Raw genomic sequence first — 23,211 nt, 5'->3', positions numbered from 1 at the left:
AGTATTAATCTCGCCGGCGAGGTGGCTACACTACACAATATATTGTGTCACTCGTTTTGAGCAACAGGTATGATTATAGCACGCAATTTTCTCTGAAACTGGAAAAATTTCAAATTTGTTTCATGACGCTACGATTATCAGAAAACGGTTACACTCCCGTCAGGTGTCCTGTGAAACAGGATTCTATAACATATCGACATTGCACACTTTTTATAGTTTGAGGGGAAATGACCAAATAAAAAGGATCAGTCGTGAACGACTGATCCGTCTAAATAAAAATTTAAAAGTCCCTTACTCTTCTGGTGCTTCCGGTGTTAATTGTGCCGTAGCCGACGCAAGCATCTGCGTTAGCTCACCCACCGTAAACTGACTCCCCTCTGCAGAAAGGGGGGTCTCACTCATGATCTTCGCTGACTTGATCAGCAGATCATGACACATCATTTCTAGCTCTTCCCCACTCGTGGTTAACGACAGCGGCCGTACCCGGCGATCGGAAGACTGGTAGCTCTGCAGCACGTAACCGCGCCGAATCAGCTGTGAAATCCCGCGTGAAACAGCTGCTCGGGAGATTCCTCGACTGTCAGCAACCGTGGCCGACGTCAACTTACCGGGATTCTCCAAAATATGATGCAGAATAGCATACTGATCCACCGAAATCCCCATTGCTCGTTGGAATCGCGTTGCTGATTTCTCTAATTCTCGCTTCAACTCCATGTAAGATTCGAAGAAACTCTCCGCATGTACGACCTTACTTTTTGCCATAGTATTCATCATATCCTTATCTTTTACTTACTAACCGCTAAGATAATTAACACGATTAGCAATACGCAAAATGGTTGACCCCATAGAAATATCTATACATTTAATAATAAAGAACAATCTCGTGAAATGCAAGTGGCTTTCACTAATTTGTCGAAAAGTTTATGGTTTAAACTACTCCGACTATAATTCTGGCTAATTATTAACAGCTAAAATACTCTTTCGCAATCAAATGTATACAAAAAGCGGCCGCGTTTTCACCCGGACCGCCCCGCTTTCAATCTCACTCTAGTTTTCGTAAATGGTACAACCGGGCTTCCCACGGCTGAATCTGTGTTTCATCCGAAGCTGCATCTACCCGCATATTGGTGACAATCAGCTCGCTCGGATTTAAATCAAACTCCTGAGTGGTTGCAGCAGCATTGCTCATATTCACGACAATCAACCAATTATCGCCATTATAAGTTCGACGATAAACATATAATTGGTCATCTTTAGTATCAATCAATTCATAACGGCCCTTTTGTAACGTCGGTACCGTCTTTTTCAACTGAATCAGCTGGCGATAGAACGTGAAAACCGAGTATGGATCATGACTTTCACGTTCCACGTTGATGCGTTCCACAACTTGTGTGGGTTGAATCCACGGCTGATGCTCGGAAAAACCACCATTCACTTCACCGTTCCACGGGAATGGCGTCCGCGCATTGTCCCGACTCTCAGCGGCCAGTTGTGCCAAAATCTTTGACTCTGGAACACCCTTGGCCCGCTGACTCCGGTAATACAGGCGACTATCTAAATCACGGTAATCATCAATACTATCGAACCGAGCGTTGGGTAACCCCAGCTCCTGGCCCTGATAGATAAACGGCGTGCCCTTCATCAACAAGTACCACAATCCCAAGGCCTTCGCAGAACGACGGCGATAGTCCACCGGGTTCCCATAGTAGGAAACGGCGCGGGGTAAATCGTGATTTTCAATGAATAACGCGTTCCAGCCCTTGTCGGCCAGTGCCAACTGCCAGCGCGTCAGGTTCTGACGCAAGGCAGCAATCGGTAGCTTAGGTTCCGCATTCTCCCAGTAATGCACGTGGTCAAATTCCAACAACAGGTCAAAGTACCCCGTATCAGGATCCAGCCAGCGTTGCGCCGTCGGCATATCGATGCCACCCGCCTCACCAATGGTAAATAAATGATTGCGTTGCAGGACTGGCTTCAGGTCAGCCAAGTAGGTGGTGACCCCCGCAAAGTCTCGGTAATAATCCGTCCGGGGCGCGGCTACATCGGCAAAATCAGCTTGCTTCTTCAGATGGGTGACCCCATCCAAACGGAAGCCATCAACGCCGCGATCCGCCCACCACTGAATGATGTCACTCATCTCATGGCGCACAGCTGGATTCTCCCAGTTCAGATCCGGCTGTTTCCGAGCAAAGGTATGGAGGTACGCCGCTTGACTTGCGGCATGGTAGGTCCACGCCGAGCCACCGAAGACGGACTCCCAATTATTCGGGGCCACGTCCGGTGGGGTCGGTTGCCAGATATAATAATCGTGATAGGCGCTGGTGGGGTCGGCTAATGCCTCCTGAAACCACGGGTGTTCACTCGACGTATGGTTGAGTGCCAGGTCAATCACAATCTTAATATCGGCCGCATGGAGCGCTGCAACGAGCCGGTCAAAATCAGCCAGCGTCCCGAACTGTGGTGCCACACCACGGTATTTCACGACATCATAGCCATTATCCACGTCACCTGACGGGTAGAATGAAGAGACCCAGACAAAGTCGACCCGCAAGGTTTTCAGGTAGTCGATCTGCTGTTGAATACCAGCAAGATCTCCGATACCATCGTTATTCGTATCTAAGAAACTCTGCGGATAAATCTGATATCCGACTGCGTGTTGCCACCACTGTGTGTCGCCCATGACTTTCTTCCTTCCATCCCTGAAACTGTGCAACCGATTGTTATCGGGAAATACCAATCCTGCATTCGCTTTCATTGTAACAATAATTATCCGGTTTGTCGGCTTCTTTTGCAAGTTTTATGCCTATCTTTTAAAAAGTCCGGCCCCCGAACATTTTGGTCGGTGGCCGGACACAATTTTCTAGTTTAATTACGAGTGATCAGCCGACCTTAATCAATCTTACGTTTGGGATTCAACAGGTTCATCGGATCAAAGAGTGTCTTGATCTGGTGTTGCAACTGATCGACTGTTTCACCCAATTCAGGGTTGTTCCACTGATTTTTCAACATCCCCACGGCGTGTTCCCCAGAGATCGTTCCTCCGAGTTCCAGCGTCTTCCAGAAGGTCTGCCGTAAGGCTTCAATGATGACCTCTGGCACCTCATCGACATCCTTGTCCCACACGAAGGTCGGGTGGACGTTACCATCCCCAGCATGACCCGCCGTGTAGATAGTAATGCCCAGCTTCTGCCCAAGGTCCTGCAGATAATCCATCATTGGCGCCAGCTTGGACAGCGGCATCGCCATGTCTTCCATCAGGTGATTTCGTCCAGCAAAGACGGCCGGCAACATGTCCCGCCGCAGCTGTTCCAAATTGGCTTCTTCCTTCTCATCCGTGGTCACCGTCACGTTCTGCCCGTGATACTTATCCAGTAAGTCGCGTACGACCTGGACGTTCTCGGGACTGCCGCCTTCCAGCCGGAAGATCAGCATGGCACCGCTGTTATCGGCGTAATGGGTCTTTTCGTATTTATCCAGTGCCACCACGGTATTGCCGTCCAGGGCTTCCAGCATCGTGGGGTAGACCCCAGACATCCGAATAGCCGTGACGCCTTGTGCCAGCGCCGTCATATCGTTGAAGAAGGCCACGCCCATGACGGATTGTCCCAGTGGAATCGGCATTAACTTAACAGTGACTTCGTAGATAATCCCCAGAGTTCCCTCGGAGCCGACGAAGAGCTGGGTCAAGTCATACCCAAAAGCTTGTTTCAGTGTCCGGCCACCGAGCTTGACCACCCGACCATCGGCCAGCACCGCCTTCAAACCCAACACGTTGTCCTTGGTCGCCCCGTAGCGTACAGTGCTCATCCCACCAGCATTGGTAGAGACATTCCCACCAATCGATGAGAACGGCTTAGAGCCAGGATCTGGGGCGTAGAATAGCCCCTGCTTGCGGGCTTCTTTATCCAAATCGCCGTTGACGACCCCGGGTTCCACGACGGCCACGGAATCTTCCTTACTAATTTCCAGGATCTGATTCATCTTACGCGTAGACAAGATAATTGCCCCGGTTAGACCATCGGACCCGATCACTGTGCTACTAAAGGTGGTTTGGGGAATCACGGCGATGTGGAACTTCCGCGCTGTCCGCAAGACGCCTTGGATATCTTCAACATCGGCAACCTCGACAAACGCCCGCGCCAAGCCCGTTTCACCACCAGTTGCATTGGGATTGAAGGATTGCTTGCGCAACGTGACTTCATCCGTAGCAACTGTTCCTGTCTTTACCTGAGACTTTAAATAGTCCAGAATCTCCTCGTCGGAATAGGCACTAAACACTGTCATCACAAAGACCTCTTTTATTTTTTGAATTGCTCATTGGTCATTTTAACAGGAAATCAAGGTGATTACTTCACCAATAGCTTGAATTTTGTTGCAATTACAACTAAATTGTCGTATACTACCTTTTACCACGAAACGAGGTGAATCAGCTTGGCAGAAGTTTTACGTCCGATAGGCACCGTTGCCCGGGCACTCGACAGCATTAGCAACATTGAATTCAAGGCGCTCGACCTGAATCGTGGCCAGTATCTCTACTTGGTTCGCGTGGCCGAAACGCCTGGTATTATTCTGGAACGCCTCGCCGTGATTGTCCGGGTCGACAAGACTACCGCGGCCCGCGCCATTCAGAAACTGGAGAAGAACGGCATTCTGGAACGCCGACCCAGTCCCACTGATAAGAAGCAAAAACAGATTTTTCTCACATCAAAGGGCCAGGCACTCTACCCTATCATCAAACGAGAGAATGCCTATTCCAACGCCACCGCACTCAAGGGATTTACTCCGGCCGAACGCGACCAACTCGCTGACTATCTGAAACGCGTGGAAGCCAATATCAATTCCGACTGGTTTAAAGTGAAACACGGCGAACACCGTAACTACTGAAAGGACACGTAAATCAATGAAAAATACCACCATTACTCCCGTAACTCCCGCTAACCTGGAACTACTCCGGAATGTCAGCGTTGAAACCTTTACCGCAACCTTTGGGGCCGTGAATACTCCGGAGAACTTAAAGACTTACCTGGAACACGACCTCAGCCGCGAACAACTCGGCCAGGAGCTCGTCGACCCAACCGCTACCTTCTACTTTCTTCAAGTCGACGGCCAACTCGCCGGCTATGGTAAGCTCCTCCGCCACGCGGCTGACATAGAAATCCAACGAGTCTACGTGCGCGAAGGCTTCCAGCATCATGGCCTCGGTCGCCAATTCCTTGAGTTTACCGAGCAGGTCGCTCGCGAGGCTGGCCTTCCTAAAGTTATTCTGGGCGTCTGGGAACATAACGACAACGCCTTGGCTTTCTACAAATTCATGGGCTACCACCGCTACGGCGCCCACACATTCAAGCTGGGGGATGATCCTCAGACCGACTACCTGATGGAAAAAGACCTGTAAGCTTGTTTCACTCTAGCGCATACGAAAAGACCTGGAAAAATTCCAGGTCTTTTTTCACACTTTCAAGCTTTTCAGTCGTCCTGGTAAGCCCACTCAAGTCGCGTTAATCCAACTGCACAAACTGCTTATTTTCCAAGCGATACTGGTGATCACACCGCGCCGCCACATCGGGTTCGTGGGTCACGATAATCACGCATTTCTGCTGATCGTGGGCAATCCGCTGGAACTGGTCGATGACCTCTTTCGTATTGTCCTCGTCCAAGTTTCCAGTCGGTTCATCGGCCACGACGAGTTTGGCATCACAACACATGGTTCGGGCAATGGCGACCCGTTGCTGTTGCCCACCGGAAAGCCGCTGAACGTTTCTAGTGAGGAGCTCATCCCCAATCCCTAGGTCGTTGAGCACCCGTTGCGCATAGCCTCGATCCCCAGCATGCCTGGCGTTGGTGATTGCCATCGCCGTCAATAGGTTATTCAACGGGGACATGTAATTAAATAGATTGTATGCCTGAAACACGATAGCAACGTCGTGTCGCCGATAGTTAGTCAGCCCGATCTGTTTCAGTGACCGGTCATTGAGGAAAATATCACCTTCCCGCGGCTTATCTAGCCCGGCAATCAGTGAAAGAAAAGTGGTCTTCCCGGTTCCACTGTGACCCAGAATCGCGTAGGATTGGCCTTCTTCAAATTCGAGATTGATATCTTGAAACAACGGTTGTTCTTTATCCTGGTACCAATAACCCAGGCCTTCAGTTCTTAACATCTGCGTCCCTCCTTAGGAAATCAGTACCTTCTTCGGCTCCAGTCTGAGAATGCCACCGGAGGCAATCATGATCGACAGGAAAGTAATGGCCAAACCAAAACCACCCAGTTCCGCTAGGTCAACGGCGCTCACGGTGATTTCCAGATCAGGGTTCTTCGTCTTGGTACTGTTAGTCGTGCTGCCAGGTCCACCGGCCCCACCGCGCATACCACCACTACCGCCGCCCGGTTGGCCACTACCACCAGGCTGGCCGGACGTCCTGCTACTGCTCGTCTGCGTGGTGGTACTCTGTGAGACCAGCTGTGACCCCAACTGATTTCCCACGAATTGACCACCAACGCCGGCAATTGCCAAAGCAACCACGATGACCATCAACATTTCTGTAAAGAATTGGGCCACAATCTTCCAGCGGGCTTCACCCAAAGATAGCAACACGCCGATTTCAAATCGCCGTTCGCGAATCATCAGGATAACGATCAGGGCCAGAATAATCGTGCCGGCAATCGCCACTAACCAAACGATCTTGTTGGCAAAACCTTCCACGCTGTCCATCGAAGCCTTAATCGCTTGGTAGCTGGCATCATCGGTACTCAGGGCGTATTTACTGCTAATCAGCTTGTTACCGGCCTTCTTGGTGGCACTAGCCTTGGCGGGATTCGTCACGTTAAACGTCACAGAGTCCGCCGTTCCCGTATACTTGCTGCCCTTAATCGTGTTGGCTAGCGTGTATGAGGCGTAGATCGTATTCGCCGGATCGGTACTCATCGGACCCGCACTGACTGAACTCGTCGAGCTGGCCTTGTAGATTCCCACTACTTTCACTTTGCGGGTACTCTTGGACCCCGTCGTCTCCTTGATGGTCATGGTATCGCCGACCGTCAAATTGTTTTGACTCGCCAGATCCTTTTCTATCACAACATTATTGGTTCCCTGGTCAGACGCCTTGATACCGCGCCCCTTGGTAATCTTACTCTGGTTGTCGGTGAAGTCCGTCGTCAGTGCCGTTGCCGTGACCCCGTTGATTTGGGTATCGCCGGACGAACTGCTCGTAGACTTCATGCCACCAGGGCCGCCCCCGCTGCTGTCGCTCATCCCCGTACTGGTCGAGACCGTTTCATAGGATTTTGCATTCGCCGTAGTGCTACTAGTCACGTTGTAACTCTTGATATTGCTGAGCTTCGCGATACGCTTGGCATCACTCAGCTTGACCGGTGTCAACGTCAGCTTGGGCCGACTGGACTTCGAGGAGCTACTGGAACTGCTGCTCTGCATCTTCTTAAATGCCGCCTGCCGATTGGCCGACAGCGTCATCGTCGCACCAGCATCCGTCTTGGCGGTCTCCGTCGCCTTGACCGCCGCACTCCTGATCAGTAGCCCCGCCAACACAAACATCAGAATGGCGGACGAGACCAGAATCAGTAAGACCGACCGGCCCTTCTTCGCCCACACATTTAACCAGGCCCGTTTGAAAAAGTTCATTCGAGTCGCCTCCATTTCATAACATGTCCCGATTATGGCAAAACTGGCTTATCGTAAACCTAAAGTGCTGGGCTTTACAGCATTAACCGATAGCGCTTGGTCCAACAAAAAATGGCGGTATCCCGCAGGACACCGCCGCTTGTAACTGATTCACTTGTTAATCATGACGTTAATAAACCGTTAAGGCTCACCCAATTTGTCCTCCGGTGGGAAGACGTCCGGGTAAAGCGCAGAGTACTCCTGATACCACTGAAAGGCAGTCGTCACCAGAACCTTTAGCACGGCGAATCCCGGCACCCCGAAGATCACACCGACTAGCCCAAACATCTTTCCGGCGGCTAGTAACACGAAGACGATGGTAATTGGGTGCATCGCCAGGCTGTTCCCCATGATCAGGGGAGACAGGACCTGCGTTTCCAAGACCCATTCAATCAGATAGACGATGACGACCCCTAGCAGCATCGACGGGCTCGTAATGGCCCCGATAATTAGCGCTGGGATCAACGCAATAGCCGACCCAAAGTAGGGAATCAAGTTGAGCGGCCCCGCTAGCAGCCCGATCAACAGGGCATAGCGCAAGCCAATGATGGAATAACCAGTGGTGAAGATAATCAGGACACACAGTGCCACGGTCAATTGCCCACGGACGTAAGAACTAACCTTGACGTTCATCTGGTCTAACATCACCACAAACCGTTCCCGGTAAGCCGTGGGCACGACCTGACTCACGTAATGCGGAAAGCGCGTGCCATCCTTCAACATGAAGAATAGGACCAGCGGCGCCGTGATAATCGTGATGACCCAGTCGCTAACGGTCGTCACGACGTTGCCAATCGACGTCAGTGTCCCGGTCAACAGGTTCAGTCCCCGCTTAGAGAAGTAAGTGGTAACACGTTGATTGACCTGATCCAAGTTATTCGTAGAGATCCAGTGATGGACCTGATTAAGATGATTTAGCTTTGCAAGCATATCATTGGCAAACTGGGGCAACGTGCTCACGGCCCCGGCCGCCTGCTTAGCGAGAAATGGAATCAAATTGAGAAAAACCAGAATAATGGCTCCAACCGCCACCAACATGGCAATCGCAATCGCTAATCCCTGACGAATATGTAGTCGTCGCTCCATCAAGTGAACAAACGGATCCAATACGTAAAATAGAATTCCCGCCACCACGATGGCTGGCATGGTAATGCTGGCAAACTTCCAAATTGGGTCCAAAAGCCCAGCATTCTGAACAATCTCGTTAACAACTAACAATAAAAGAAAAATATTCAATAGCAAAATCGTGATGTGATTATTCAAGAAACGTTGATAGAACCAGGAAAATCCCGACTCCGGTTGACGCAAATTTTTCAAGCTGACCCCTCCCTGCTGTAGCTTCTCTCCTAGTGTACGGCGGAACCGCCCCGTTGACTAGTCCGGACGCTCGAGTTTTGGTAAGAATCGCGGCTCGGCGCTTTCCATTCGCTTGCGGCCATCAGGGATTTCGCCTGCTGTGGGGACCGGTCCAAGCCTAAGGAACGGTCTTGGTCATCGTCACGGCCGGCTGCATCTCTGACTGCCTCCAGCTACATACTAGCGTTCGCCATAATCTTTACCAAGCCTAGCTACTTTCTAACTGGTCACAAGACAAAAGATTGCCTCCCCTTCACCTTACTCTGAAAGGGAGACAACCTTTTTCAAATCTAATTGTACCAACTCGTGTAAAAATCAACTGGATATGCGAACTAAACCGACGTTAGCTGTGAGGGCAGCGCAAATAAACTCAGCCGTGGGAATTCTCTTGGCGGCTTGCCGCTTAGAGAATTGGTGACTTTGAAACACGACCTTTGTGGTTCAAAGCAAGCTCGGAGACCGCCTCTTGGCTCCGGGCGTCCGCCCACAGCGCTCCGGTTTATTTGCACTGCCCGGTAAGGCGAACGGTTTATTCGCTAGTCCGTGTCTTGGGCTAATTTAACGGTGCTGGCAGCCGTCTTGCCGCTGACCGTGTAGAGTTGCTTACCCTTCTGCCAGCTGACCGAATTGGCCTGTTGCTTTTCTGTGCCGCTGTAAACGGTAATGGCGCCGGTGTCGGCCGACTTAGGCAAGCTGGACGACGTAATCTGCTGGTTAACTTGCTTGGCAAATTGCGTTGGTGTTCCCGTTTCGTCGGCATTGCTGGCAACCGCCGTGACCGACCAGTCGCCCTTGTTCCAGTGAACGTAGGTGTGACCCATGACACCTTGGACCACAGCGGTCGTGCGCCCGTTCAGCTTGACCTTGGCACCCTCGGTATTAGTACCCACGTAATCCACTTGGCTTTCGGCCCGATTGCTGGACCCGTACGTCTTCTTCTGCAGGGTCGCGGATTGGTCGCCGGTATTCTTATCGGTATATTTAACCGTGTAGTTTTGCTTCGTACCACTGGCACTATCGGCGGTCAATTTTGCACTATCGGCATGCACCGTACTGGGCGCCGTCGTCTGACTCACACTGCTGACGTCATTGGCGGCGTGCATCTCGAGGACCGTCCCAGACCCCAACGTGATGACTGCCAGCGCTGCCGTAACCGCGGTAATGATCTTTGTTTTTCGTTGCATATTTATTCATCCTCTTTCGTGATTTATTCCGTAACGTAGCTCTTCAACGCCGTGACATATTTGCCATTACTCAAGACAAAGTACCGTGACCCAGTAGACCGCTTCTTAACGGCAGTCACCTTCAGCTTGGTCCCCTTGGTAACGGCCTTCGAGCGACTAGACTTGGCAAACGAAGACTTCTTGTATTCGTAAACTTTCTTCTTGGTCTTAATCGTCTTGGTGCTGCTCAAAGATTCATAGTAAGCCGGCGTCATAAATTTAACGTTAGCGGACAGGTATCCCAGACTCGTCTTGACCCGATACGACTTCCCGCTCGGCGCCTTGACCAGCTTTCCCGCGACGGTATCACCGGATACGTAATAACTCCCGGTCTTCTTGGTGAGGCTAGAATCCGAATAAAGATTCAATTTATGCTTCAACGTGTAGGAGCCATGCTGCCCCACAAAATAACCCGTGCCATCTTGCGAAAGGACCCACTTTCCTAGATCACTGATGTATAAAGCCTGCTTGGACCTTGATTGCGTTAGATTCTTAACCTTAGAGATCCTGTAAAACTTCTGCCGGTCAGACTTAGCAATCTTGGTGCCATCCGCATATTTGGATGCATTATTATGTAAGTAAATATGCTGTCCCGCCTTATATCCACTGTACGCATAGGTCACACTCGACAAGGCTGTGGCCACACTCGACAAGGCTGTGGCCACACTATCCGTCCACCAACTGATGGGGTGAACCGAGGTGACCGCCCTACTATTATCGGTGTATTCACTCAGCGCCGGAAGGTAATTATGATCAGTGTATTGCCACAGCGCAAACGAAATCGTTGGCGCATAGGAATAGTTGGCGATCCACTGCGCATCAAAGTTTTGCCGCGCCGTATTGGCATATGACGTGGCGAAGCTTTGATAAGAATAGAAGACTAAGTTCTTACTCGTCAACGAACGCATCTCATCGTACCACGCCTCAACTGCGGCATTGGTGGTACCTGAGGTGACGTCATTTTCCTCAAAATCCAAAGCATAGAATGACGCGTTCTTATTCGAGCGATTATAGAAATCCTTAGCTTCCTGTCTGGCACTGGCGGCACTGGTAAACCTGGCATAATCGTACTCGCCAAACGGAATACCATATTTCACATACAATGCCGTATTATTGGCGGCGTAAAGGTCCTGATAGGCCGACCCATATTGCCGCCGGTTAATCACAAAGGAGACCTGACTCTTCAAATTTAAAACCTGACTCGCAGTTAGTTTCCCTTGCCACTCGGAAATATCCGGAATGGCTAGCGTGCTCGCGCTGGCAACGGCTTGCTCACCCCACGCAATCCCAATCATGGCACTGGCGGCCACAACTAACTGTGCTAACCGTTTGGCCCAACGATGCTTGTTCGACATACTTGGCACTTCCCTACTTAAAATTTGGTGTGCCCTACCCCTTTAGATTCGGCGTTTGATTCCCCGCGCCGCTACTCCCCTTCGCTGACTGTTCACCACCTCATTTTTGGGATCTTACTAAACAGTACCCGAAGAAAATGTGCATTCAATAACAATGGGATTGCAGTTTGATTACTGGATTTTACAATTATATTTATTACAGGAACGCCGGTAAATCAACGATAGTCAATATTTGTTTGTTGTAAAATCATTGGTGTTCTCAACCGCTACATTCGGCGAATTTCTCACTTGTGAATGCATTTGACAACGTCCAAAGCGGGAAAGTTGCTTGGCTCTTCTCACAATAGTCACCTTCTAGTTAAAGTTCGGTTTTTACAATTAATTTAATATTTAGATTATCATTCGTTGTTTAGCAAAACAGGGTTGCTAATTAACGTTTAATGGCAGAATTAGCATCGAGCAATTACCATTATCTGATGAATTTGGGTTTTCCGGCTACGACCACAATATACGAATATTTATATTTTGTTCCCGTTGATTGTTCCTTAAAAATCACGTATGATAGGACTAACTTAAATTACTCTAGGAGGTCTCGCTTATGCGCCGTGCTTTGCTTAGTGTTTCCGATAAAACGGGAATTGTCGAATTTGCCCAAGACTTGATTGCTCACCACTTTGAAATTGTCTCCACCGGTGGCACCCAGACTGCGCTAAACGCGGCTGGCATCGCCGTCACACCGATCGAAGATGTGACGCGTTTCCCTGAAATGCTAAACGGGCGCGTCAAAACGTTGAATCCACGGGTCTTCGGCGGTATTCTTGCGCGGCGTGAAGACCCCGACCACCTACAAACACTTGCTGAGCACGACATTACACCGATTGATCTCGTTTGCGTAAATCTTTATCCCTTCGCCGAGACCATTAGCGACCCCGAAGTCACCTTGGCGGACGCCGTTGAGCAAATTGACATTGGCGGTCCCTCTTTGATTCGGGCAGCAGCCAAGAATTACCGCGACATCTTAGTTGTCTGTGACGTGGCCGACTACGATCAAGTTAGCTTGGCACTCGACACTCCTGATGATGACATGCGCTTCCGCAAGCATTTGGCGGCCAAAGTCTTCCACCACACCGCCCACTACGATGCCGTCATTGCCAACTACCTGACCGATGAGGCCAAATCAGACACCCTGACGCTGACTTATCAACGCAAGCAAGCCCTCCGCTATGGGGAAAACCCTCAGCAGACGGCGACCTTTTACGCGGACTACCAACCCGCACCATTTTCAATTGCCGCTGCCAAACAACTCCACGGCAAGCCGCTCTCCTTCAACAATATCAAGGACGCTGACGCCGCCCTGGGCTTAATCCGTGAGTTTCCCACCCAACCGACCGTGGTCGCACTCAAACACATGAATCCCTGTGGTATCGGTTCTGACGCCATTCTCGAACACGCTTGGGATAAATGTTACGTGGCTGACTCCATGTCGATCTTTGGTGGCATCATTGTCCTGAATCGTCCGGTCGACCTCGCCACCGCCACCAAGATGCACCAACTCTTCTTGGAAATCATCATCGCTCCCGGCTTTGACGATGACGCGTACGACCTATTAGCCAAAAAGAAAAATCTTCGCCTAATGACGGTAGACTTTACCACCGCTCAGGCTCCAGAAGCCGACGAAATCATCAGCATCCGCGGTGGCTTATTACGTCAGGAACGCGATGACGTTCGCGACGACCCGACTAATTTCCAAACCGTCAGTCACGCACAACCATCGCCCGAACAACTCACAGCAATTGCCTTTGGTCTCAAAGCCATTAAGTTCGTCAAAAGTAATGCTATTCTGGTCAATACCAGTGACCAAACGCTAGGCGTTGGACCCGGCCAAATGAATCGGATCGATGCCGTGAAGATCGCAGTCGGCAAGGCCGAAAATAAGCCGAACTTTGACCAGGCCGTCTTAGTCTCCGATGCCTTCTTCCCGATGGACGACTGCGTCAAATATGCCGCTGAGCACAGAATCAAGGTCATCGCCGAGCCTGGCGGTAGCATCCGCGACAAGGAATCCATCGCCATGGCTGATGCCCTGGGCGTGGCCCTCGTCTTCACCGGAAATCGTCACTTCAGACACTAAACCTAACGTTAAAATAAAACCCGACACCACTAGAATGGCCGTCGCAGTCACCAATTGGTCCTCTGCGGCGGCCATTTTGCGACCTGCGTTATAGTTAATCACCCGAAAAAAGTCGTTTGATTTAAATACCAATAGCCCCATAATGGAGTTATCCGGTTTATCATCAAACTCAGAAATAACTATCAATCTCTGGGGGAGTGATTGTTTATGAAAAGTTCCGTGATTCCACGTCTCACTATCGTTGTGCCGTGCTACAACGAGGAACCCGTCTTACCAACCAGTGCACCCATTCTGCGGCGCATTCTGCAACGGCTAATGGATCACCAACAAGTGACACCTGACAGTAAGATTCTCTTCGTTGACGATGGCAGTCAGGATCGCACTTGGGCCTTAATTACTGAGTTACGCCAACAGGACACCTGTTACACGGGCCTGAAGTTCAGTCGTAACTATGGTCAAGAGGCGGCCCTCATGGCTGGCATGCAGATTGCCCAGCCTTACGCTGACCTCATCGTCACGATTGATGCCGACTTACAGGATGACCCCCAACTCATCTTTGGTATGCTTGAACAGGCACGCGAAGGCTTCGATATCGTGTACGGTGTCCGCAACGATCGGTCGACCGATACCTGGTTCAAGCGGACGACGGCCCAAGGCTTCTACTGGTTTATGGGCAAGTTGGGGGTGGACCTCATCCCCAATCACTCCGATTTTCGACTCATGAGTCAACGGGCTGTGACCGCCCTCATGAGCTGTCAGGAATCCCATCCCTTTATTCGGGGGATCATCCCACAACTTGGTTTTCCAGCAACCAAGCTGTATTACAAACGTCAGCCGCGTAAGGCCGGCGTTTCCAAATACCCCTTACGCAAGATGATTCGCTTCGCCCTCGATGGCATTCTATCTTTTTCCATCGCGCCCATTCGCGCGGTGCTCTACGCTGGATTACTCATCTGCGGCGGGGCACTGTTGGTCTTACTCTGGATCTTGATTCAGCACATTCGGGGCGCCGTCGTCACCGGGTGGAGTTCCATTATGGCTTCTCTGTGGTTTCTCGGCGGTTTTCAACTGGTCGCTACCAGCATTATCGGTGAATACGTTGGCCGAACCTTCACCGAAGTTAAGCACCGACCACGTTTCATCATTCAATCCGACACCTATTCTTCAGCATTTACACCTGCACAACCCGTGGTCCCGTTGACACGTGACCACTCATCTCGTTAGATAAGGAAGTCTTATTATGGCAATCCGGCAGCATCTCACCACTGGCCTCAGCGGTCTCATCAGTTTAATGTTCCTATTGACTGGCGTCCTAGCTGGCCTGGTACCCGTGACTTTTCGGATCGACCACGACTGGCTTTCACCCCTCATCATTATCCTGGGTGCCGGTATCTACCTGGGCGGCGTGGGTCTGGCCTTCCGCTGGTTCCATCGACTCAGCAAACATCAGCATCGCTATCTCAGTCTCGGCCTCTGGGCCCTCTTACTGGCCATTCAACTTTGGGTCGCTGTCAATTGGATTTCTGCTCCGCGGGCCGATTTATACTTCGTCCACCAACAAGCCGTTTCCCTATTAGAGGGGAGTGCTCACTGGAACCGCTACTTCTACACCTATTCTAACAATGTGAGTTTCACCATACTCCTGAGTGGTCTCCTGAAGGTCGGCCGCTGGCTGGGCTTTAGTTCTGGTGTTTGGCTGAATCTCGTTCAATTTGCCTGGCTCGACTGCGGACTGGTCACGGTCTGGTACGTCCTAACCAAGAAGAATCCGGCTCGTGGTCACCTCTTTTTAGGCATCATTTTAGGAACGGTCCCCCTGTATGCCTACGCCCTCAACACGTATAATGACACTTATGTCCTGCCCATGGGACTCTTCGCTGTCGTCCTTGTACGTGGTCTTCTACGGGCCACCAACTGGCGGCAGACCGTACCTCGTGCGCTGGGACTTGGAATCATCCTAACATCGACCTACCTATTAAAAGCCAACTTCATCGTCCTCATTATTGCCACTATTCTGATACTCTGGCTGCTGCCAAACGCCACGACTCACCCCTTCCTAACGCGCAGTTGGGTTACCCTTCTTCTGCTAGCACTATTAGCCGGCGGTACAATCGGTAACCGAACCGCCCAGCAGGCGGCTGGATTTCAGTCTAATCCCGACCAAGCGCTACCCGCGACCAGTTGGATTGCCATGAGCTGGAATCCGGCATATTACGGCCAATACAACTGCCACGATGTCGGCCGGATTATGGCCCAACCCACGGCCGCCGCTAAACAGGCCCAGGCGAAGACCAACTTCAAAGACTACCTGCATCAGCTCGGCCCTAGCGGCATCATCCACCACCTCTACCGCAAGGCCAAACTATTTCTCGCAACGGGCACCTTTGATAGCTTTCAGATTTCCCCAGCCTATGATCGCGCACCCAACTGGTACCGTCAGCATCGCAACACCATCGACTGGCTACTTGCCAACTGGTGTCAGATGAACTACCTAGCCCTCCTCATTGTCAACTGTGGTTGGGGTATTCAGCAGATTCGCCGTCGCAAATTCAGTACGGGCTATCTTCTGGGCGGCCTCTTCATCATCGGTATGGCTTGTTTCCACGTGATCTTCTGGGAATCAGAGGAACGTTACGCACTGCCACTACTCCCGTTACTCATCGCTGGTACCGCTGCTGGTTACCGCCAACCCCTGAACCTCCTGCGCTGGTCGCAACGCTCACGTTGGTTGCCTCTTGGTCTAGCCATCGGGTTCACCGCAGCCTTAGGAATCGGTGCCTGGCAAAACTACGGTTTGGTCACCCGATCTCGTAGTCACCCGGTCAGCGTGGTCAGTCAAAACGAAGGCCGTTACTACCAGAATCACAAAGTATGGCTTCAGCAAAATCAGCGACTGACGCAACCCTTCACGGCGCCGTTGCCCTTCAATCACGTATTGATCAACAACGGCGAATCCTTTACCGGCAACGTTACGCTGCGAACAGCAAGCGGCAAGTTGGCCTGGCAGTCCCGGGGCAAGCCACTCAGCTTAACGCAAACTCTGCCGCGCCCACTACCAGCCGGCCATTACACGTTGACCCTTACGGCTACTCGGTACGACCCACAAAAAATCGTCACGGCACCCGCCAACTATCCCCTGTTGGCCCAGCCACTCACCACGCACCCTCACCAGTACCTGCGTTTCTTCATTGATCAACGCAGCGTGAGCCCCATCCTAACGCCCAGCAAGCTCTGGCTGATTATTGGCACACTCTGGCTCGGCGGACTGATCATCATCGACCGTTTTTACTGGTATCGCCGCCACATTTAAAAAAATTACCAAACGGCTTGCCTTCGAGTGGCTCTAAGGTACTAGAATGGAACCATGGGTAAATTTACGAACTCAAATTCCAGCAAACGTATTTTTAAAAGGAGCCAAAAACTTGAAAGAAATCAACCAACAAACTTTAACTGGCGAACGTGCTCTGTTTCAAGGGCATGATCTCCACATTACAAATAGTACCTTTGTCGACGGTGAATCGCCGTTGAAACACGCCAAAAACGTTGCCATCGACCACACCATCTTCAAATGGAAGTACCCGCTGTGGTACACCAATCACGCTAGCTTAGACCATACGACTTGGCAGCCAGACGCCCACGCCGGCATCTGGTACACCCAGGACTTGACCATGAAGCACAGTGTCGTCCGGGCCACCAAGACCTTCCGGCACGCACAAGACATCCACTTAGATGATGTAACCTTCGCCAACGCCGGCGAGACACTCTGGTGGTGCCAAGACATTACGCTCGATAACGTCACTGCAACCGGCGACTACTTCGGCATGAACAGCGAGAATGTCGTGGCCCATAACCTAACGATCAACGGCAACTACGCCTTCGATGGCAGTAAAAATGTGGAGGTCCACAACTCAACCTTCATCACCCACGACGCCTTCTGGAACTGCGACAACGTGACGATTTACGATTCCACCATCATTGGCGAATATTTAGCCTGGAACACCAAGAATATTACCTTCGTCAATTGTTGGTTGGAAAGTGATCAGGGTCTCTGCTACGTTGACCACTTGACCCTGCGTAACTGTTCGCTGATCAATACGGACCTCTCCTTTGAGTACTGTTCTGACATCGATGCCACCATCAACACGGCAATCGATAGCGTGAAGAACCCTATTAATGGTAAAATTACAGCACCGGCAATCGGCCAGGTTATCTTTGACGACCCCGCCATTGACCCGACACAGACCATTATTTCAACTACTCAGGAGGCTTCCGCATAATGAGTTATAATTTTTCAGAAATGATTGACCGTCGGCACACGAATTCCGTCAAATGGGACGTGGCCGCAAATGAGCTCCCCATGTGGGTGGCGGATATGGACTTCCGGACCGCACCTGGAATCGTCGATGCCATCAAACGTAAGGCTGACACTGGAATCTTCGGTTACGAAGAAGTGCCTGACGCTTACTTTGAAGCGGTTCAACACTGGTACGCGACCGAACACAACTGGGCACCCAACACCGATTGGATGCGCTTCGTAACCGGTGTGGTACCGGCCATCTCATCCGCCGTTCGCCGCGTCAGTCACGTGGGTGACAATGTGTTGATCCAGGCACCGGTCTACAATATCTTTTACAATTCAATCGTTAACAACGGCCGCCATGTCCTTTCAAGTGACCTCCAATATCACGATGGCCAGTACACCATTGATTGGGACGACCTCGCTGCCAAGATGGCCGAACCACTCACCACGATGATGATCCTCTGCAATCCGCACAATCCGGTCGGTAAAATCTGGACGGCTGCCGAATTGAAGCGCATCGGGGAGTTGGCCGCTGCCAATCACGTGGTCGTTTTTGCCGATGAAATCCACGGCGACATTACCGAAACGGGCTACGGCTACACGCCATTTGCTGCCGCTGGCGACGTTTGCGCGAACAACAGCATTACCGCCGTTTCCCCTAGCAAGACCTTCAACGTGGCCGCCCTCCACGCCGCTACGTTGATCATCCCCAACGAAAACCTACGGAATATCGTGGACCGCGGCATTAACACTGACGAGCTAGCCGAACCCAACGCTTTCGCCATCGACGGCAGTATCGCAGCCTACACGACTGGTGCGGAATGGGTTCACGAACTCAACGCCCAGATTACCGCGAACAAGCAGGCCTTAACCAAGCTGATTGCGAAGAAATTGCCACAGTTACACGTCATCACCGGTCACGCGACCTACCTCGTGTGGATCGACTGTACCGAAGTCACCACCGACTCTACGGCACTGTGTGACTTCATCCGCAAGAACACCGGCCTCTTCATTACGGCCGGCGCCGTCTACGGTGGTGATGGTCACGACTTCGTGCGCATCAACGTCGCCTGCCCAGCTGAACGACTCCAAGATGGCTTGGATCGGTTAGTCGCTGGGGTAAAGGATTTTCAAAAGGCGTAACGTAAACGGGTGACGGGTTACGGTCAACTCGCCATCACGTGAAGCATAGCTTACCTACATTACACACGTTCAAAACGAGTCCGGGATTTCCCCCGAACTCGTTTTTTATGCCAGTCAACTTTCACCAAACTTCACAAGGGCCCGCCGACTGGTTTTCTCGTTATCCTTGCTATACTGATTGTGATGATCGTACCAACTACAACGAGGAGGATGACCCCATGACAATTATTAATCCCAGTGCCGCCCAAGATGTCTACCGCGATGCCGGTGAAAACATTCAATTCACAACTTACTTAATCGACCGTGAAGATATCGCTAAAGACCGCGATGGCTTAGCTGAATTCGCCGATCGACTCGCGGCTATCGAACGCAGCATGGCTATTCGCTACCCTGACGCCCAACTCAAAGTCGCCTTTGGTCTCGGCGCCACGGCCTGGCGACTCCTCTTTCCCACAGCAAGTCAGCCAAAAGAACTCGTCGACTTTACGCCGATCAAAGGTCCCCGTTACACGGCACCAGCGACCGCGGGCGACTTGTTCATGCACGTCCGGGCCAAAGAGATGGCCGTTGTCTTCGAAGTCATGGACCAAGCCCGGGAATTCTTACGTGACTGGACAACCGTGATCGACGAGACCCACGGCTTCCGCTACTTCGAAGGGCGAGCAATCATTGGCTTTATTGACGGGACGGAAAATCCAGCCGGCAACGACGCCGCAGAGTATGCGTTGATTGGCGACGAGGACCCGGAATTTGCCAACGGCTCCTACGCCTTTGCCCAAAAATATACGCACAACATGGATGCCTGGAATGCCCTGCACACTGAAGCTCAGGAGAAAGCCATCGGCCGCCACAAATTTACCGATCGCGAACTTGACGATGACGAAAAACTGGCTAACGCCCACAACCTGGCTTCTCAGGACAACACGGACGGCATCGAACACAAGATTGTTCGCATGAACGTCCCCTATGCCAAGCCCGGTGAAGGCATCGCCGGCACCTACTTCATTGGTTACGCCCGCCACTTCACGGTGACCCAGCGGATGCTGGAGAATATGTTCACCCAGAGTGATCGACTCCTCGACTTCAGCACCCCCATCACCGGTAACACCTTTTTTATCCCCTCCCGACCGCTGCTAGAACGCATTGCGGCAGGGGACTTGTTCCCAGTCGAATGAGGGAACAGCTGACACTTACGGCGGCCAGAAGATCTGCCGTGTTTCTATTTTCTTCAATCCTCTAATAATCACAAAGCATCTTCCTCGGCCCCTTTCGGCACGAGGGATTTTTTAGTAAAAGCATCGCCCACACCAGGTCACTGCTAATTCTTGACTAACTTTCTGACAGGGGCTAAATATTTTAAAATTCCGGCTACCGTATGGTACGAAACCATTGCGAGCGCATACAAATAAGCGTCCTTCGTTGACCTTTCGGCTCTAAGAGGGTATGTTAGTGGGGTTGTCATCAAGAATTTAATGTCGATTGGTTTGCGTTACCTAGGGTAATCTCACCAATCAATCTAGATACTGAGGAGTTGACTCATCTTGGACGAGGCTGAAAGAGAACAGGGGCCATGGCGCCGTAATCTTCGTGTTCTCTGGTTCTGTACGTTCGTAGCCGGTATGGCTTTTAGTGAGATCATGCCGTTTTTATCGTTATATATTAGTAGTTTGGGTAATTACACCAAATCACAGGTCACCATGTATAGTGGGCTCGTCTACGCCGCCGACTTCTTTGTCAGCGCAATTGCCTCCCCACTCTGGGGCATGGTGGCCGATCGCAAGGGACGCAAATTAATGCTGCTGCGGTCATCCCTCGGGATGGCGGTGGCCATGAGCCTGATGGGCTTTGCCACTAGCGTTTGGCAGTTAGTTGCCCTGCGTGCCTTACAGGGGGTCTTCGCCGGGTTCATTTCCAACGCTCAAGCCCTCGTGGCTTCACAGACGCCGCGGAAACATTCCGGGGCCTCCCTCAGCACCTTAATGACCGGGGTCACTAGTGGGATGTTACTGGGACCCGTTATCGGTGGGGTCTTGGCGCAAATTTTCTCAATTCGGCTGACCTTCTTTATCACTGGTGGGCTGCTCTTACTGACCTTCTTCATGAGTTGGATCTTTGTGGAAGAACAGTTCAAGCCGGTCGTTCGCGACCCCAACCAAAAGCGGCTCCACAATCCGCTGGCGGCCTTTCCCAACCCCAAGTTGATTCTCGTTTTACTGTCTTCGACTCTGATCGTTCAGTTCGGGAACATTTCAATTTCTCCTATTATTAGTCTGTACGTCAAGGAACTCATGCATAACGTGGGTCCCATCACCGTGGTTGCCGGCATTATTGCCGCCCTGCCGGGAATCTCCAACATCATTGCCGCCCCACGATTGGGCCGTTACGGGGACCAGCATGGGTCCGGTAAAGTCCTGTTGTTCGGCTACATCTTTGCGACGGTCATGTACGTGCCGCAAGGCTTTGTCACCAGTGTGTGGATGCTCGGGATCTTACGGTTCATGATCGGGATCTCCGATGGTGCCCTCTTCCCCGAAATTCAGACGCTACTGACCAAGAACTCACCGGTCGAACTGACCTCGACCGTCTTCAGTTGGAACCAATCCTTCCAGTCGATTGGGAACATGATGGGGTCGTTACTCGGCGGCTGGATCGCCGGGGTCTTCAACTACAACGCCGTCTTCATTTCCACCGCGGCGCTCATGCTAATTAATCTCGCGCTCGTCTGGTGGCTAGTGCCGGAAATCCGGAAACCACAGATCCAAGTGGCCAACGACTAAAATTTTTAAATTAATGACGCTCAAAACGATCAGAATCCAACTCTGGTCGTTTTTTATTAGCTCCTTGGCGATAATTGCTCTATTCCGTGCGTGCGCAAAAAAGTTGCCCACATGCATTGACCATTCGCAGTTTGCGCGGTATGTTAATGACATGTTCGCAACTTTTTGCGTTAAGGAGCTGACCCATTGTGGGTGAAACTGATGCGGACCATGAACTTTGGCGGCGAAACCTCCACATTCTGTGGTTCTGTTCGTTCATCGTTGGCATGGCCTTCAGTGAAATTATGCCATTTTTATCGTTATATGTTAGTAGCCTGGGCAACTACACCAAGGCCCAAGTCACCATGTACAGTGGGCTCGTCTACGCCGCCGACTTCTTCGTCGGGGCCATCGCTGCTCCCCTCTGGGGTATGGTTGCTGACCGCAAAGGCCGCAAGCTCATGTTGCTGCGGACCTCGCTGGGAATCGCCGTGGCCATGGGCCTCATGGGCTTGGCCACCAACGTCTGGCAGCTGGTCGCCCTGCGCTCCCTGCAAGGCATCTTCGCCGGCTACATCCCCAACGCCCAAGCACTGATTGCCGCTCAGACGCCGCGGAAATACTCCGGGGCCGCGCTCAGCACCCTCACGACCGGAGGAACCAGCGGCAATCTGCTGGGCCCCATCATCGGGGGTGTGCTGGCACAGATTTTCTCCATTCGCATGACTTTCTTCGTGACGGCCAGCCTGCTCCTGATTACTTTTGTTCTGAGCTGGGTACTGGTCAAGGAAGACTTCAAGCCAGTGCCGCAGCAACCCAAGCAGACTCAGCGTCACAGCCGTTTGGCCATGGTACCCAACCTTAAATTAATCATCGTATTGCTCTGCTCGACCATGTTCGTTCAGTTCGGCAACACCTCCATCTCGCCGATCATCAGCCTCTACGTCAAGGAGCTCATGCACAACGTGGGGCCCATCACCGTGGTCGCCGGCATCATCGCCGCGCTGCCCGGAATCTCCAACATCATTGCCGCCCCGCGACTCGGCCGTTACGGCGACCACCACGGGTCTGGGAAAGTCTTGATCTTCGGCTACATCTTTGCCACGCTCATGTATTTCCCACAAGGCTTCGTAACCAGCGTCTGGATGCTGGGAATTCTACGCTTCATGATCGGCATTTCCGATGGCGCGCTTTTCCCTGAGATTCAGGTCCTCTTAACGAAAAATACACCCGTCACGCTTACCTCGACCGTCTTCAGCTGGAATCAGTCG

General features: G+C 51.6%; 18 protein-coding genes. 10 read left to right on the top strand and 8 right to left on the bottom strand.

The window, feature by feature from the left end:
- Window positions 1-291: 291 nt before the first annotated feature.
- The 3 genes from FD07_RS03615 to FD07_RS03605 form a co-directional block, all read right to left on the bottom strand.
- Window positions 292-762, bottom strand: coding sequence for a MarR family winged helix-turn-helix transcriptional regulator (locus FD07_RS03615; protein ID WP_020088935.1), 471 nt, complete (start codon window positions 760-762; stop codon window positions 292-294).
- Between the two features lie 280 nt (window positions 763-1,042).
- Window positions 1,043-2,680: an alpha-glucosidase gene (locus tag FD07_RS03610; RefSeq protein WP_020088936.1), complete on the bottom strand. Its 1,638-nt coding sequence runs from the start codon at window positions 2,678-2,680 to the stop codon at window positions 1,043-1,045.
- 209 nt (window positions 2,681-2,889) lie between these two features.
- On the bottom strand, window positions 2,890-4,284 hold the full coding sequence (locus tag FD07_RS03605; protein WP_020088937.1) for an FAD-binding oxidoreductase: 1,395 nt from the start codon (window positions 4,282-4,284) through the stop codon (window positions 2,890-2,892).
- 147 nt (window positions 4,285-4,431) lie between these two features.
- Here FD07_RS03605 and FD07_RS03600 point away from each other — a divergent pair, with 147 nt between their 5' ends.
- Window positions 4,432-4,884, top strand: a complete 453-nt coding sequence (locus tag FD07_RS03600; protein WP_020088938.1) for a MarR family winged helix-turn-helix transcriptional regulator — start codon at window positions 4,432-4,434, stop codon at window positions 4,882-4,884.
- Window positions 4,885-4,900: 16 nt separating this feature from the next.
- Window positions 4,901-5,395, top strand: coding sequence for a GNAT family N-acetyltransferase (locus FD07_RS03595; RefSeq protein ID WP_020088939.1), 495 nt, complete (start codon window positions 4,901-4,903; stop codon window positions 5,393-5,395).
- Between the two features lie 103 nt (window positions 5,396-5,498).
- Here FD07_RS03595 and FD07_RS03590 read toward each other — a convergent pair whose 3' ends face one another.
- From FD07_RS03590 to FD07_RS03570, 5 genes are all read right to left on the bottom strand, one after another.
- Entirely contained in the window at window positions 5,499-6,158 is a 660-nt protein-coding gene (locus tag FD07_RS03590; protein WP_020088940.1) for an ABC transporter ATP-binding protein, read from the bottom strand.
- 12 nt (window positions 6,159-6,170) lie between these two features.
- On the bottom strand, window positions 6,171-7,637 hold the full coding sequence (locus FD07_RS03585) for an ABC transporter permease (RefSeq protein WP_020088941.1): 1,467 nt from the start codon (window positions 7,635-7,637) through the stop codon (window positions 6,171-6,173).
- Window positions 7,638-7,817: 180 nt separating this feature from the next.
- Entirely contained in the window at window positions 7,818-8,993 is a 1,176-nt protein-coding gene (locus tag FD07_RS03580; protein ID WP_020088942.1) for an AI-2E family transporter, read from the bottom strand.
- A gap of 575 nt (window positions 8,994-9,568) precedes the next feature.
- Window positions 9,569-10,216, bottom strand: coding sequence for a hypothetical protein (locus tag FD07_RS03575; protein ID WP_020088943.1), 648 nt, complete (start codon window positions 10,214-10,216; stop codon window positions 9,569-9,571).
- Window positions 10,217-10,239: 23 nt separating this feature from the next.
- Window positions 10,240-11,610, bottom strand: a complete 1,371-nt coding sequence (locus tag FD07_RS03570) for a GH25 family lysozyme (protein WP_020088944.1) — start codon at window positions 11,608-11,610, stop codon at window positions 10,240-10,242.
- A gap of 598 nt (window positions 11,611-12,208) precedes the next feature.
- Between FD07_RS03570 and purH the strand changes: the two genes are divergently transcribed.
- The 8 genes from purH to FD07_RS03530 form a co-directional block, all read left to right on the top strand.
- Window positions 12,209-13,741 carry a bifunctional phosphoribosylaminoimidazolecarboxamide formyltransferase/IMP cyclohydrolase gene (gene purH, locus FD07_RS03565; RefSeq protein ID WP_020088945.1) on the top strand — a complete coding sequence of 511 codons (1,533 nt, stop codon included), beginning with the start codon at window positions 12,209-12,211 and terminating at the stop codon, window positions 13,739-13,741.
- Between the two features lie 207 nt (window positions 13,742-13,948).
- A complete protein-coding gene (locus FD07_RS03560; RefSeq protein ID WP_020088946.1) occupies window positions 13,949-14,965 on the top strand; it encodes a glycosyltransferase family 2 protein in 1,017 nt (338 codons plus the stop codon).
- A gap of 16 nt (window positions 14,966-14,981) precedes the next feature.
- Entirely contained in the window at window positions 14,982-17,051 is a 2,070-nt protein-coding gene (locus tag FD07_RS03555; protein ID WP_020088947.1) for a hypothetical protein, read from the top strand.
- Window positions 17,052-17,163: 112 nt separating this feature from the next.
- On the top strand, window positions 17,164-18,018 hold the full coding sequence (locus FD07_RS03550) for a DUF3737 family protein (RefSeq protein WP_020088948.1): 855 nt from the start codon (window positions 17,164-17,166) through the stop codon (window positions 18,016-18,018).
- The gene (locus FD07_RS03545) at window positions 18,018-19,184 is read left to right on the top strand and encodes a MalY/PatB family protein (protein WP_020088949.1); all 1,167 of its coding nucleotides are present in this window, start codon (window positions 18,018-18,020) and stop codon (window positions 19,182-19,184) included. Before FD07_RS03550 ends, FD07_RS03545 begins: the two co-directional genes overlap by 1 nt.
- 218 nt (window positions 19,185-19,402) lie before the next feature.
- Window positions 19,403-20,359, top strand: coding sequence for a Dyp-type peroxidase (locus tag FD07_RS03540; protein ID WP_020088950.1), 957 nt, complete (start codon window positions 19,403-19,405; stop codon window positions 20,357-20,359).
- A gap of 366 nt (window positions 20,360-20,725) precedes the next feature.
- Complete coding sequence (locus FD07_RS03535; protein ID WP_020088951.1) at window positions 20,726-21,961, top strand: MFS transporter; 1,236 nt, start codon at window positions 20,726-20,728, stop codon at window positions 21,959-21,961.
- Between the two features lie 188 nt (window positions 21,962-22,149).
- Window positions 22,150-23,211: MFS transporter (locus tag FD07_RS03530; protein ID WP_057161930.1), on the top strand; the 1,062-nt coding region annotated here is incomplete at its 3' end.

It is taken from the genome of Levilactobacillus parabrevis ATCC 53295, assembly GCF_001434055.1.
GTDB classification, from domain to species: domain Bacteria; phylum Bacillota; class Bacilli; order Lactobacillales; family Lactobacillaceae; genus Levilactobacillus; species Levilactobacillus parabrevis.
The sequence above is the reverse complement of the archived record's forward strand: the minus strand, read 5'-3'. Positions and strand labels throughout refer to the sequence as shown.

Excerpts from the sequence above, each read along its gene's own strand:
- FD07_RS03615 (WP_020088935.1), bottom strand. The coding sequence starts at position 762 with ATGGCAAAAAGTAAGGTCGTACATGCGGAGAGTTTCTTCGAATCTTAC.
- FD07_RS03610 (WP_020088936.1), bottom strand. The coding sequence starts at position 2,680 with ATGGGCGACACACAGTGGTGGCAACACGCAGTCGGATATCAGATTTAT.
- FD07_RS03605 (WP_020088937.1), bottom strand. The coding sequence starts at position 4,284 with ATGACAGTGTTTAGTGCCTATTCCGACGAGGAGATTCTGGACTATTTA.
- FD07_RS03595 (WP_020088939.1), top strand. The coding sequence starts at position 4,901 with ATGAAAAATACCACCATTACTCCCGTAACTCCCGCTAACCTGGAACTA.
- FD07_RS03590 (WP_020088940.1), bottom strand. The coding sequence starts at position 6,158 with ATGTTAAGAACTGAAGGCCTGGGTTATTGGTACCAGGATAAAGAACAA.
- FD07_RS03585 (WP_020088941.1), bottom strand. The coding sequence starts at position 7,637 with ATGAACTTTTTCAAACGGGCCTGGTTAAATGTGTGGGCGAAGAAGGGC.
- FD07_RS03575 (WP_020088943.1), bottom strand. The coding sequence starts at position 10,216 with ATGCAACGAAAAACAAAGATCATTACCGCGGTTACGGCAGCGCTGGCA.
- FD07_RS03570 (WP_020088944.1), bottom strand. The coding sequence starts at position 11,610 with ATGTCGAACAAGCATCGTTGGGCCAAACGGTTAGCACAGTTAGTTGTG.
- purH (WP_020088945.1), top strand. The coding sequence starts at position 12,209 with ATGCGCCGTGCTTTGCTTAGTGTTTCCGATAAAACGGGAATTGTCGAA.
- FD07_RS03560 (WP_020088946.1), top strand. The coding sequence starts at position 13,949 with ATGAAAAGTTCCGTGATTCCACGTCTCACTATCGTTGTGCCGTGCTAC.
- FD07_RS03555 (WP_020088947.1), top strand. The coding sequence starts at position 14,982 with ATGGCAATCCGGCAGCATCTCACCACTGGCCTCAGCGGTCTCATCAGT.
- FD07_RS03545 (WP_020088949.1), top strand. The coding sequence starts at position 18,018 with ATGAGTTATAATTTTTCAGAAATGATTGACCGTCGGCACACGAATTCC.
- FD07_RS03540 (WP_020088950.1), top strand. The coding sequence starts at position 19,403 with ATGACAATTATTAATCCCAGTGCCGCCCAAGATGTCTACCGCGATGCC.